This window comes from Streptomyces sp. SudanB5_2050 (genome assembly GCF_964272335.1).
GTDB classification, from domain to species: domain Bacteria; phylum Actinomycetota; class Actinomycetes; order Streptomycetales; family Streptomycetaceae; genus Streptomyces; species Streptomyces rochei.
Genome location: NZ_OZ186760.1, coordinates 3300391 through 3312904 on the forward strand (window position 1 = coordinate 3300391; position 12514 = coordinate 3312904).

General features: G+C 70.9%; 9 protein-coding genes and 1 tRNA gene. 2 read left to right on the forward strand and 8 right to left on the reverse strand.

All coding sequences use genetic code 11. The features are described from left to right. Positions 1-159: 159 nt before the first annotated feature. Positions 160-1335, reverse strand: coding sequence for a 4-hydroxybenzoate 3-monooxygenase (locus ACFZP7_RS14635; RefSeq protein WP_030973795.1), 1176 nt, complete (start codon positions 1333-1335; stop codon positions 160-162). A gap of 352 nt (positions 1336-1687) precedes the next feature. After that, positions 1688-1771 (reverse strand) — tRNA-Leu (locus tag ACFZP7_RS14640). 483 nt (positions 1772-2254) lie between these two features. Between ACFZP7_RS14640 and ACFZP7_RS14645 the strand changes: the two genes are divergently transcribed. Then, complete coding sequence (locus ACFZP7_RS14645) at positions 2255-2974, forward strand: ABC transporter ATP-binding protein (protein ID WP_107277922.1); 720 nt, start codon at positions 2255-2257, stop codon at positions 2972-2974. Positions 2975-3026: 52 nt separating this feature from the next. Continuing rightward, positions 3027-5555, forward strand: coding sequence for an ABC transporter permease (locus ACFZP7_RS14650; RefSeq protein ID WP_270883614.1), 2529 nt, complete (start codon positions 3027-3029; stop codon positions 5553-5555). Between the two features lie 72 nt (positions 5556-5627). Here ACFZP7_RS14650 and ACFZP7_RS14655 read toward each other — a convergent pair whose 3' ends face one another. The 6 genes from ACFZP7_RS14655 to eno form a co-directional block, all read right to left on the reverse strand. Then, a complete protein-coding gene (locus ACFZP7_RS14655) occupies positions 5628-6929 on the reverse strand; it encodes a class I SAM-dependent methyltransferase (protein ID WP_385634569.1) in 1302 nt (433 codons plus the stop codon). 227 nt (positions 6930-7156) lie between these two features. Continuing rightward, positions 7157-8566 carry an NAD(P)/FAD-dependent oxidoreductase gene (locus tag ACFZP7_RS14660; protein ID WP_078855401.1) on the reverse strand — a complete coding sequence of 470 codons (1410 nt, stop codon included), beginning with the start codon at positions 8564-8566 and terminating at the stop codon, positions 7157-7159. A 441-nt stretch (positions 8567-9007) separates the two neighbouring features. Further along, positions 9008-10003: an exopolyphosphatase gene (locus ACFZP7_RS14665; protein WP_385634570.1), complete on the reverse strand. Its 996-nt coding sequence runs from the start codon at positions 10001-10003 to the stop codon at positions 9008-9010. Then, on the reverse strand, positions 10000-10539 hold the full coding sequence (locus ACFZP7_RS14670) for a DUF501 domain-containing protein (protein WP_030973785.1): 540 nt from the start codon (positions 10537-10539) through the stop codon (positions 10000-10002). The genes ACFZP7_RS14665 and ACFZP7_RS14670 overlap by 4 nt, the downstream gene beginning before the upstream one ends. A gap of 69 nt (positions 10540-10608) precedes the next feature. After that, a complete protein-coding gene (locus tag ACFZP7_RS14675; RefSeq protein WP_031021373.1) occupies positions 10609-11091 on the reverse strand; it encodes a septum formation initiator family protein in 483 nt (160 codons plus the stop codon). A gap of 99 nt (positions 11092-11190) precedes the next feature. Continuing rightward, complete coding sequence (gene eno / locus ACFZP7_RS14680) at positions 11191-12471, reverse strand: phosphopyruvate hydratase (protein WP_030973781.1); 1281 nt, start codon at positions 12469-12471, stop codon at positions 11191-11193. Between the last annotated feature and the right edge of the window lie 43 nt (positions 12472-12514).

Sequence of the window (12514 nt, forward strand, 5' to 3'; positions counted from 1 at the left end):
CCATGGCCACACTGCGCAGCCTTGGCTCAAGAGTAATGGAACGGCAAAGGAATGACCCTACTGCTTGGGGAGGATCTTTCCCTGCTCCTGCCGGTCAACACGCTACGCGGATCAGTGATTCCCCTCACGGCCGGGGTCGGGCGGACGGCGCCGCGCCGCTCACCCGATCGGGAATCCGGTGTAGGCCCCGGCGAGGTCGGTCTCGGCGGCGCGGGAGGAGGCGATCCGGTCCAGCCGGGCGATCTGGAGCCGGTCCTCGAAGGGGGTGGCGTCGGGAGCGCGGTGCAGGAGGGTGGTCATGTCGTACGAGAACCGCTCGGCCTGCCAGACCCGGCGCAGGCAGGTGGCGGAGTAGGCGTCGAGGAGGTCGTCGGAGCCGGTCTCCCGCCGGTGGGCCAGCGCCCGCGCGAAGGTGACGACGTCCCCGACGGCGAGGTTGAGCCCCTTGGCGCCGGTGGGCGGCACGATGTGCGCGGCGTCACCGGCCAGGAAGAGGCGGCCGTGCCGCATGGGCTCGTGGACGTAGGAGCGCATGGGGGTGACCGACTTCTGGGTGATCGGGCCCCGGTGGAGCACCCAGTCGTCGTCCGTCTCGAAGCGGCGCTCCAGTTCGGCCCAGATCTCCTCGTCGCTCCAGCTCTCCGCGTCGGTGTCGGCGGGGACCTGGAGGTAGAGGCGGGAGACGGACGGGGAGCGCATGGAGAGCAGGGCGAAGCCCCGGTCGTGGCGGGCGTAGACCAGCTCGTCGTGCGAGGGCGCGACGTCGGCGAGGATGCCGAGCCAGCCGAAGGGGTACGTCCGTTCGAAGGTCTGGCTCAGGCCGGCCGGGACCGCCTTGCGCGCCACGCCCCAGAAGCCGTCGCAGCCGACGACGTAGTCGCACTCCAGGACGTCCTCGACGCCCTCGTGGCGGAAGCGGACGCGCGGCCGGTCGGTCTCGGCGCCCTCCACGGCCAGCGCCTCGGCCTCGAAGAGGAGCGGGCCACCGTCCTCGAGCTGGAGGGCGATGAGGTCCTTGCACACCTCGGTCTGCGCGTAGACCATGACCGACTTGCCGCCGGTGAGCGCGGGGAAGTCGACGCGGTGGCGGCGCCGGTCGAACCGCAGCTCGATGCCGTCGTGGCGCAGCCCCTCGCGGTCCATCCGCTCCCCCGCCCCGGCCGCGCGCAGGACGTCCACGGTGCCCTGCTCCAGGATTCCGGCGCGCTGGCGCCGCTCGACGTAGGCGCGGTCGCGGCTCTCCAGGACGACCGAGTCGACGCCCGCGTTGTGGAGCAGACGGGCGAGGAGGAGTCCGGCGGGGCCGGCCCCGATGATCCCGACGGTGGTGCGCATCGGTCGTTCCCTTCGATTGGCGTCGTTGCCGAGGTGTTCGCGTGGTGAAATTTCCTTCACTGAGCGCTCGGCTGAGTCTCCGACCGGACCGGCGTCGATGTCAACGGTCCACGGCGAAGTCACCGCGAGCCCGCGGACCGACGGGCGTCGGTGCCGTACGGGGCGGAGAACGGGCGGAGGGAGGGCTCAGTCCGCGCCGCGAGCGCGGGGCCGGACGGGCGGCCGAGTGCGCGGCCGTCGGCGATCACGCCGGTCTTCGGCGGGGACGGCGAGGGAGCGCGGGGCGGCGGCAGGGGAACGCGGACCGGGTCCTCCGGGGTCGACACGCCGACCGGGGCGCGGTGCGGAAGAGTGCCCGGAGCCGGACTTGAACCGGCACGCCCGCGAAGGGGCAGCGAGGTTTAAGCTCGCCGTGTCTGCATTCCACCATCCGGGCAGGCCATGGGCCTCGCGTAGAGCCCCTTGAGCCTATCGGGGCACGCCCCTCGCACAGGGGTCGGGCGGACCGATGTTGTCTTATTTTATTGGCGCCTGAGGGAGCATCAGCTCCGGGGCCGACCCATCCTCACTTGCCAACAGCCTTTCTCGCGACGGCCGGCCGCGCATGCGGAATGACGGAATTTCACCGTCTCTACAAGGGTGCCCGCCCCGTTACGGCGGCCCGGCCGCGTCGCTCCCCGGGTCAGGGTCGCCCGTCATCCTCAGGTAGTACACGCGCCCTCGCCGTCCGACCGAAGTCGCCCCCCGGAACCGGAACAGCGGCTGACTACACGGCGCCGCGCCGCCGGAAGGATGGAGAACGTCCCCGCACACACGCCGTACCGACAGGAGCACCCTTCCCGTGACCACCGCACCCTCTCCCGGGCTCCACCCGGGGGGATCCCCAGCCGACCGGTCCACCGCCGTGGCCGCGCGCGCCATGGAGCTGTCCAAGATCTACGGCCAGGGTGAGACCCAGGTGGTCGCCCTGGACCGTGTCTCCGTCGACTTCCGGCAGGCCGAGTTCACCGCGATCATGGGCCCCTCCGGCTCCGGCAAGTCCACGTTGATGCACTGCGTCGCCGGGCTGGACACCTTCACCTCGGGCTCGGTGCGCATCGGCGAGACCGAGCTGGGCTCCCTCAAGGACAAGCAGCTGACCAAGCTGCGCCGGGACAAGATCGGCTTCATCTTCCAGGCGTTCAACCTGCTGCCGACGCTCACCGCGCTGGAGAACATCACCCTCCCGATGGACATCGCGGGCCGCAAGGCGGACAAGCAGTGGCTGGACTCCGTGATCCAGATGGTGGGTCTCTCCGGCCGCCTCGGTCACCGGCCCTCCCAGCTCTCCGGCGGTCAGCAGCAGCGCGTGGCCGTGGCCCGGGCACTGGCCTCCAAGCCCGAGATCATCTTCGGTGACGAGCCGACCGGAAACCTCGACTCGCGCTCGGGCGCCGAGGTGCTGGGCTTCCTGCGGAACTCGGTGCGCGAGCTGGGGCAGACGGTCGTCATGGTGACCCACGACCCGGTGGCCGCGGCCTACGCGGACCGGGTGGTCTTCCTGGCCGACGGACGCATCGTCGACGAGCTGTACGGGCCGACGGCCGACTCGGTGCTGGACCGCATGAAGCGGTTCGACGCCAAGGGCCGCACCAGCTGAGCCGACCCGCCCCCGCCCCCCTCTCGCACGTACCTCCGGACAGAGAAGACCCATGTTCCGTACCGCCTTGCGCAACGTTCTCGCGCACAAGGCCAGGCTGTTGATGACTGTGCTCGCCGTGATGCTCGGCGTGGCGTTCGTGTCGGGCACCCTGGTCTTCACCAACACCATCTCCGGAGCTCTGCAGAACAGCTCCGCCAAGGGCTTCGACCACGTCGACGTGGCCGTCACCCCCGAGTTCCAGGAGGCCGAGGGCGACAAGGTCGGCGAGCAGCCCGAGCTGACGCAGGCCCTCGTCGAGGACAGCGCCTCGGTGCCGGGCGCCGCCTCCGCCATCGGCGTGGTCTCCGGTTTCACGGCCGTCGCCGACAAGGACGGCGACCTGATCGGCGACGGCTGGAGCACCAAGGGCGGCAACTACTGGGGCGAGAAGGACCCCCGGTACCCGCTGACCGACGGCCGTGCGCCCAAGGGCGAGGGCGAGATCCTCATCGACTCCAAGACCGCCGGGCGCACCGGCTACGGCGTCGGGGACACCGTGCGGATGTCCGTCGACGGCCCGGTCATCACCCCGAAGGTCGTCGGCGTCTTCACCACCGACGACGGCTCTGTCGCGGCCGGCGGCAGCCTGACCCTGTTCGACACGGCGACCGCGCAGAAGCTCTTCGGCAAGGCGGGCACGTACGACGAGATCGACGTCAAGGCGAAGGACGGGGTCACCCAGGCCGCGCTGAAGGCGGAGCTGGACAAGGCGCTGCCGAAGGACCTGGTCGAGACGACCACCGCCGAGAAGCTGGCCGACGACCAGGCGGAGGCCATCGCCTCCTCGATGAGCGGCATGAAGCAGGGGCTGCTGGTCTTCGCCGGCATCGCGCTCTTCGTCGGCACCTTCATCATCGCCAACACCTTCACCATGCTGGTCGCCCAGCGCACCAAGGAACTCGCCCTGATGCGGGCGGTCGGCGCCTCCCGCCGGCAGGTGACGCGGTCGGTGCTGATCGAGGCGTTCGTGGTCGGCGTGGTCGCCGCGGTGACCGGTCTGCTCGCGGGCATCGGCATCGGCGCCGGGATGCGCGCCCTGATGAGCTCGATGGGCGAGGTCGTGCCCGACGGCCCGCTGGTCGTCTCGGCCGGCACGGTCGTCGCGGCCCTCGCGGTCGGCGTCCTGGTCACCATGCTGGCCGCCTGGCTGCCCGGCCGACGGGCGGCGAAGATCCCGCCGGTCGCGGCGATGAGCAGCGTGCACGCCCAGGCCACGACCAAGTCGCTGGTACTGCGCAACACCCTGGGCGCGCTGGTCTCGGCCGCCGGCATCGCGGTCGTCCTCGCGGCGACGACCATGGGCGGCTCGGACGGGCAGGCCCCGATGGGTCTGGGCGCGGTGCTGCTGATCATCGGCGTGTTCATCCTGACGCCGCTGCTCTCCCGCCCGCTGATCGCCGCCGCGGCTCCGGTACTGCGCCTGTTCGGCGTCTCCGGCAAGCTCGCCCGGCAGAACTCGGTGCGCAACCCGCGCCGCACCGCCGCCACCGCCTCCGCGCTGATGATCGGTCTGACGCTGATCACCGGCATGACGGTGATGGCCGGCAGCCTGCAGAAGTCGATCGACAAGATGGCGTCGGCGGCGATCGAGGCGGACTACGTGGTCTCCATGGCCAACGGCAACTGGCTCTCCCCGGACGTGAGCGAGAAGCTGGCCGGGGCCGACGGTGTCACCGCCGTAAGCCCGCTGCGCAACTCCCCCGCCCGCATCGGCGGCGACACGGAGTACCTCACCGGCGTCAACGGCTCCACCATCGGCGAGCTGACCGACCTGAAGGTCGAGCAGGGCGCCTTCGAGGTCGGCGGCACCGAGGTCGTCGTGGACGGCGACACCGCGAAGGAGAACGGCTGGAAGGCCGGCTCGGCCTTCACCGTCGCCTACGAGGACGGCGAGAAGCAGCGGCTCACCGTCGCGGGGGTCTACGAGGGCAACGACATGCTGCGCGGCATCATGGTCGACAACGCCGTCCTCACCCCGCACCTGACCGACCCGGTCGACATGCAGGTGATGGTCAAGATGTCCGACGGGGCGTCCTCGGCCGCCAAGGACAGCCTGCAGCAGGCGCTCGACACCAACCCGGCGATCAAGATCCAGGACAAGAAGGACATCTCCAACGAGATCGCCAAGATGTTCACGCTGATGCTGAACATGCTCTACGGCCTGCTGGCCATGGCGGTGATCGTGGCCGTCCTCGGTGTCATCAACACCCTGGCGATGTCGGTCTTCGAACGCTCCCAGGAGATCGGGATGCTGCGGGCCATCGGCCTGGACCGCAAGGGCATCAAGCGGATGGTCCGCCTGGAGTCCCTGGTGATCTCCCTGTTCGGCGGGGTGCTCGGCATCGGGCTGGGCGTGTTCTTCGGCTGGGCCGCCGGCGAGCTGATGGGCTCGACGATCGCGACGTACGAGCTGGTCCTGCCCTGGGGGCGGATGGGCGTGTTCCTGCTGCTGGCCGCCGTCGTGGGCGTCCTGGCGGCGCTGTGGCCGGCCCGGAGGGCGGCCCGGCTGAACATGCTCCAGGCCATCAAGGCGGAGTAGCGGGCGCACCGGCCGGTACGCGCGAGGAGGGCCCCGTTCCGTCAGGAGCGGGGCCCTCCTCGCGCGCGGAGGTCAGTTCCAGGTGCGGGTGCGCAGCGGCAGCCCGGAGCCGCCCGACTCCGTGGTCTTCACCGCCAGGACCTGGTTGACGCCGATGCGGTTGCGTTCGAAGGCGAGCGCGGAGGCGGCCATGTACAGCCGCCACACCCGCGCCCGGCCGGGACTGACGAGCCGCACTGCCGTCGCCCAGTCGGACTCCAGGTTGGCGACCCAGCGGCGCAGGGTGAGCGCGTAGTGCTCGCGGATCGACTCCACGTCGCGCACCTCGAAGCCGGCGCGCTCCAGCTGGGTCACGGTGGTGCCGATCGGGGCGAGTTCACCGTCGGGGAAGACATAGGCGTCGATGAACTCGTCCACGCTGTAGGCGGACTCGTCCCGCCGGGGGCGCCGCGCGATCTGGTGGTTCAGCAGCCGCCCGCCGGGCCCGAGGAGCCGGTACAGGTCGGTGGCGTACTCCAGGTAGCGCTCGGCGCCCACGTGCTCGGCCATGCCGATCGAGGAGATGGCGTCGTAGGGCCCGTCGGCGACGTCCCGGTAGTCCTGGACGCGGATCTCCACCCGGTCGGTCAGGCCCTCGTCGGCGACGCGCTTGCGGGCGTAGGCGGCCTGCTCCTGGGAGAGGGTGACGCCGACGACGCTCACACCGTGCTCCCGGGCCGCGTGGATGGCCATGGAGCCCCAGCCGCAGCCCACGTCCAGCAGCCGCTGACCGGGGCTCAGGCCGAGCTTGCGGCTGACCAGTTCGAGCTTGTCGCGCTGGGCGTCCTCCAGGGTGCCGCCCTCGGACTCGGGGGCCTGCCAGTAGGCGCAGGAGTAGACCATGGAGGAGCCGAGGACCAGCTCGTAGAAGTCGTTGCCGACGTCGTAGTGGTGGCTGATGGCCCGCCGGTCGCTGCGCTTGGTGTGCAGGTGGCCGCGGCCGCGACGGACCTCCTCGGGCGGCGGGGCGGGCGGCAGCGGCGGGCCGGCGAGCTTCACCAGGCCGCGCACGGCTGCCCGCACCTCGGGGTCGCGCAGCGCCCCGGCGAGCGTGCGGGCGTCCTCGCCGCGCTCCCAGACGAGCCCGGCCATCAGGTCGAGGGCGGTGTAGAGGTCCCCGTCGACGTCCAGGTCGCCGGCCACCCAGGCGCGGGCCAGGCCCAGTTCGCCGGGCTTGAAGAGCAGGCGGCGCAGGGCGCGGCGGTTGCGGACGACGAGGGTGGGGGCGCCCGGCGGACCGTCCTGCGAACCGTCCCAGGCGCGGATGCGCACCGGGAGGGGCGCTCCCAGCAACTGTTCGAAGAGGTTCTGCAGCCGCAGCGCGGCACCAGCCATGGCGTACCTCCGTGACGGGCTATCCCCGGAATGTCCGATACCACGTAAACACCTGGGGGCCCGCCGCACAGTCCCCGGCGCGCGTTACGACTCGGCAAAATGCTTGTACACACCACGGATTGTGCGGGCGCAGGCGCGCCGGGCACGCGAAGGGGCCGCCCGCACCACGGATGGCGGGCGGCCCCTTCGGGAGTACCGCGGGTCCTACGGGCGCGGGCGGCCGGAGGTCAGGATGCCTTGGCCTTCTCGCCCTTGTCGGCACCCTTGTCGGCGCCGTCGGCGGCCTTCGGCGCGGCGGCCGGGGCGGGCTTGGCGGCCTCGTAGAACTCCTCGCGCGGGGTCTCCATCGCGCCGAGGGAGACGACCTCGCGCTTGAGGAACATGCCCAGCGTCCAGTCCGCGAAGACGCGGATCTTGCGGTTCCAGGTCGGCATCGCCATGCCGTGGTAGCCGCGGTGCATGTACCAGGCGAGACGGCCCTTGAGCTTGATCTTCATCTTGCCCATGACGATCATCGCGACGCCCTTGTGCAGGCCGAGGCCCGCCACCGCGCCCTTGTTGGCGTGGCTGTACTCCTTCTGCGGGAAGCCCCGCATGCCGGAGACGACGTTGTCGCCGAGGACCTTGGCCTGGCGCAGCGCGTGCTGGGCGTTCGGCGGGCACCAGGCGTTCTCGTTGCCCGCCTTGCGGCCGACGAGGTCGGGGACCTGGGCGTTGTCGCCCGCGGCCCAGATGTAGTCGGTGCCCTTGACCTGGAGGGTCGGCTCGCAGTCGACGTGACCGCGGGGGCCCAGCGGGAGGCCGAAGCGGGACAGGGCCGGGTTCGGCTTGACGCCGGCCGTCCACACGATCGTGTTGGAGTCGACCTCGAGGCCGTTCTTCAGCACCACGTGGCCGTCGACGCAGGAGTCCATGGAGGTGGACAGGTAGACCTCGACACCGCGGCCCTCGAGGTGCTCCTTGCCGTACTGGCCGAGCTTGGGGCCGACCTCGGGGAGGATCTTGTCGGCGGCGTCGACGAGGATGAAGCGCATGTCCTCGCGGGACACGTTGCGGTAGTACTTGGCCGCGTCGCGGGCCATGTCCTCGACCTCACCGATGGTCTCCGCGCCGGCGAAGCCGCCGCCGATGAAGACGAAGGTGAGCGCCTTGCGGCGGATCTCCTCGTCGGTGGTGGAGTCGGCCTTGTCCAGCTGCTCCAGCACGTGGTTGCGCAGGCCGATGGACTCCTCGATGCCCTTCATGCCGATGCCCTGCTCGGCGAGGCCGGGGATCGGGAAGGTGCGGGAGACCGCGCCCATGGCGATGACCAGGTAGTCGAAGGGCAGCTCGTACGCCTCGCCGACCAGCGGGGCGATCGTGGCGACCTTGCGGTCCTGATCGATGGTGGTGACCCGGCCGGTGAGGACCTCCGCCTTGGGAAGCACGCGCCGCAGGGGGACGACGACGTGCCGAGGGGAGATGTTGCCGGCGGCGGCTTCGGGGAGGAAGGGCTGGTAGGTCATGTACGACCGCGGGTCGACGACGGTGACGGTCGCCTCGCCGTAACGCATCTTCTTCTGGATGCGTCGAGCTGCGTACAGGCCTACGTACCCACCGCCTACTACGAGGATCCTGGGACGCTCCGTGGTGCTCATGCCATCGAGTATCCACCCGCCTCAGGGGGGTCGTTCGTGCGCCCCTTCACAAGCTCGAGTCGGGGCTGTGTTACCATCCGCCGCCCACGTGATCCAGATCATGGTGAGGAAGGGAACCACCGCCCGCGGGACCCCGTTGTCAATGCCGCGTGAGCTGCTCCTCCGTATCCCCGGGGACGGTGGACCAGCCCTCCGGGACCCCTCCGAGGACCCCCGTCCCGACACCGTCCTGAACACGTTCAAAGGGCAGTTGAACCACCAAAAGGGTCAACCGGCGCACTTTCGTCGTCCTACGGGGCCCATTTCCTTGTGAAGAACTTCACGAACTTTCCCGACGGAACGTCACCGAGGGCCCCCGAAGGGCCCCCGGCGCGCGCTCAATCGTCGTCCGCCCTGCTCAGACCGCGACCGCGAAATCCCGCTCCGGGGGCCGCCGGACCCCTACGCCATCGACCAGGCGATGCCGTCGAGGATGTCGTGCTCGCTCACCACGACCTCCCGCGCGCCCGTCCGCTCCATGATCGACAGCAGTACGAGCGCCCCCGCGCCGATCACGTCGACGCGCCCGGGGTGCATGGAGGGCACGGCCGCGCGCTCGGCGTGCGTGGAGCGCAGCAGCCAGTCGCTGATCTCCCGCACGCGCTCCAGCGAGACGCGGGAGTGATGGATGGCGGCCGAGTCGTACTCCGGCAGCTCCTGCGCGATCGCGGAGACGGTCGTCACCGAACCGGCCAGGCCCACCAGCGTGCGCGCCTCCCGCAGCGGCACCGTCTCCTCGGCGAGGTCCAGGGCCGCCTCGATGTCCGCCCGCATCGCCGCGACCTGCGCCCCGGTGGGCGGGTCGGTCACCGCGCCGTCGTGCAGCAGGTGCCGCTCGGTCATCCGCACGCAGCCGACGTCCACGGAACGGGCGGCGCGCACGTGGTCGTCGCCGACCACGAACTCCGTCGAGCCGCCGCCGATGTCGACGACCAGATAGGGCTTGTCGAGGTGGCCCGCCCGTCGCCCACCACCACCCTCAATCGAAGGGCGCTTCGCGCCCCCTTGGATCTGCCCCGCCAGCTCCTTGGTGGCCCCGGTGAAGGAGAACTCCGCCTCCTGGTCACCGGAGATCACCTCCGGCTCCACGCCGAGGATGTCCAGCACCCCGCGCACGAACACGTCCCGGTTCTCCGCGTCCCGGGAGGCGGAGGTGGCCACGAAGCGCAGCCGCTCGGCGCCGTGCTCCTTGATGATCGCGGCGTACTCGCGGCAGGCGGCGAAGGTCCGCTCCAGCGCCTCGGGCGCCAGCCGTCCCGTGCGGTCGACGCCCTGGCCGAGCCGCACGACGGTCATGCGGCGGTCCAGGTCGGCCAGCTCGCCCGTCGCCGGGTCCGCGTCGGCGACCAGCAGCCGGATGGAGTTCGTACCGCAGTCGATGGCGGCCACCCGGGTCACTTGGCGTCCTCCTCGGCCGTCCCGGCGGCCGTCACGCACGGCCCCTTGCGCCACCACTCGGGCAGCATCGCGATCGCCTCGTCGCCCAGCGGGTTGACGCCCGGACCGGCCGCCAGCGAGTGGGCGACCAGCACGTGCAGGCACTTCACGCGGTCGGGCATGCCGCCCGCGCTGGGGAAGCCGGTCAGCTCCTCGATCTCGTCGCGGCGCCGGATGTAGTCCTCGTGCGCGGCGCGGTAGGCGGCGGCCAGCTCCGGGTCTGCGGCGAGGCGCTCGGTCATCTCCTTCATCACGCCGTTGGCCTCCAGCGTGCCGATCGCGGAGGCCGCCCTCGGGCACGTCAGGTAGTACAGCGTGGGGAACGGGGTGCCGTCCGGCAGCCGCGGGGCCGTCTCCACGACGTCCGGCTGCCCGCAGGGGCAGCGGTGGGCGATGGCGCGCAGGCCGCGCGGGGGACGCCCGAGCTGCTGCTTGAATGCCTCGACGTCCGCGTCGGTGGGTTCGGTGCGCGCGGTGGTCGGCGGGGGAGTCTGCATGACTGTCTTCTGCTGGTCTTCCTGTTGAGTCACTGCCGGGGCGGTCGGTTCACGGCCGTCGCCGCCGGTTCACGGCCGGTCCGCGGCGGCGTCGGCCTTGTCGATCCCGTCCCAGACGTTCCGGTACCAGGGACGGTCGGCGGCACCCGCCTCGGCGCGGGCCTGACGGGCCGCGTCCGGGTCGACGACGATGAAGCCCGTCTCCCCCGGCATCACGTAGTGCAGCCGCAGCCGGATCTGCTGTTCGGCGTAGGCGTCGTCCTGCCAGCGTGCCTTGAGGTCGCGCAGCTCCTCGACCCGGTCCCGGGTCTCCTGCTGCTCCCGCCGGAGGTCGGCGATCTCGGCGCGCTGGGCGACGTACTGCCGTATCGGGTAGGCGAGGGCCACGACGAGCGAGCAGAGCACCATCGCCAGCAGCGCGGCCCGGCCGGTCAGGCGGGAGCGGCGGGCCTGGCGCTTGGTCTGCGAGCGGTAGACCCGGGCCGCGGTCTGTTCCCCGATGATCCGGATCCTGGTCGCGGTGGAGAAACGGTCCCGGTCCTTCACCGCCATGTCTGTCCCCGCCTCCAGTCCACACGTGCGTACGTCCCCGCACACGGTACGGGACCGAGTACGGGGACGTACGTACGACGCTGCCTACCGGGGTGCGGGTCAGCCCTTGAAGCGCGGGAAGGCGCTGCGGCCGGCGTACACCGCGGCGTCGTCGAGGATCTCCTCGATGCGCAGCAGCTGGTTGTACTTGGCGACGCGCTCGGAGCGGGCCGGGGCGCCGGTCTTGATCTGGCCGCAGTTGGTGGCGACGGCCAGGTCGGCGATGGTGACGTCCTCGGTCTCGCCGGAGCGGTGGGACATCATGCACTTGAAGCCGTTGCGCTGGGCCAGCTCCACGGCGTCCAGGGTCTCGGTCAGCGAGCCGATCTGGTTCACCTTGACCAGGAGCGCGTTGGCGGCGCCCTCCTCAATGCCGCGGGCCAGGCGCTCCGGGTTGGTGACGAAGAGGTCGTCACCGACGAGCTGGACCTTGTCGCCCAGCTTGTCGGTGATGGTCTTCCAGCCCTCCCAGTCGTCCTCGAAGAGCGGGTCCTCGATGGAGACCAGCGGGTACGCGTCGACCAGCTCGGCGTAGTACTCGGTCATCTCGGCCGCCGAGCGCTCCTTGCCCTCGAAGGTGTAGACGCCGTCCTTGTAGAACTCGGAGGCGGCCACGTCGAGGGCGAGGGCGATCTGCTCGCCGGGGGTGTAGCCGGCTTCCTTGATCGCCTCGAGGATGAGGTCGAGGGCCTCGCGGTTGGAGCCGAGGTTCGGGGCGAAGCCGCCCTCGTCGCCGAGGCCGGTGGCCAGGCCCTTGCTCTTCAGGACCTTCTTGAGGGTGTGGTAGACCTCGGCGCCCCAGCGCAGGGCCTCGGAGAAGGACTCGGCGCCGATCGGCGCGATCATGAACTCCTGGATGTCCACGTTGGAGTCGGCGTGCGAGCCGCCGTTCAGGATGTTCATCATCGGCACCGGCAGCAGGTGCGCGTTGGGGCCGCCCAGGTAGCGGAAGAGCGGCAGGTCGGACGCCTCGGAGGCGGCGTGGGCGACGGCGAGGGAGACGCCGAGGATGGCGTTGGCGCCCAGCGAGCCCTTGTTGTCGGTGGCGTCCAGGTCGAACATGGCCTGGTCGATCAGGCGCTGCTCGGTGGCGTCGTAGCCGACCAGCTCCGGGCCGATCTGCTCGATGACGGCGAGGACGGCCTTCTCGACGCCCTTGCCGAGGTAACGGCCCGCATCGCCGTCACGGAGTTCGATGGCCTCGAAGGCGCCGGTGGAGGCACCGGAGGGAACGGCGGCACGACCCGTGCTGCCGTCGTCGAGGCCGACCTCGACCTCGACCGTGGGGTTGCCTCGGGAGTCCAGGATTTCCCGGGCTACGACGACGTCGATGGACGGCACGAGCATCTCCTTCTTCAATGTGACGCTTCGGTGTGACGCGCGG

What these genes read in the sequence shown, in the direction of transcription:
- ACFZP7_RS14635 (WP_030973795.1), bottom strand. Translation starts at nt 1,335, where the DNA reads ATGCGCACCACCGTCGGGATCATCGGGGCCGGCCCCGCCGGACTCCTC.
- ACFZP7_RS14645 (WP_107277922.1), top strand. Translation starts at nt 2,255, where the DNA reads ATGGAGCTGTCCAAGATCTACGGCCAGGGTGAGACCCAGGTGGTCGCC.
- ACFZP7_RS14650 (WP_270883614.1), top strand. Translation starts at nt 3,027, where the DNA reads ATGTTCCGTACCGCCTTGCGCAACGTTCTCGCGCACAAGGCCAGGCTG.
- ACFZP7_RS14655 (WP_385634569.1), bottom strand. Translation starts at nt 6,929, where the DNA reads ATGGCTGGTGCCGCGCTGCGGCTGCAGAACCTCTTCGAACAGTTGCTG.
- ACFZP7_RS14660 (WP_078855401.1), bottom strand. Translation starts at nt 8,566, where the DNA reads ATGAGCACCACGGAGCGTCCCAGGATCCTCGTAGTAGGCGGTGGGTAC.
- ACFZP7_RS14670 (WP_030973785.1), bottom strand. Translation starts at nt 10,539, where the DNA reads ATGCAGACTCCCCCGCCGACCACCGCGCGCACCGAACCCACCGACGCG.
- ACFZP7_RS14675 (WP_031021373.1), bottom strand. Translation starts at nt 11,091, where the DNA reads ATGGCGGTGAAGGACCGGGACCGTTTCTCCACCGCGACCAGGATCCGG.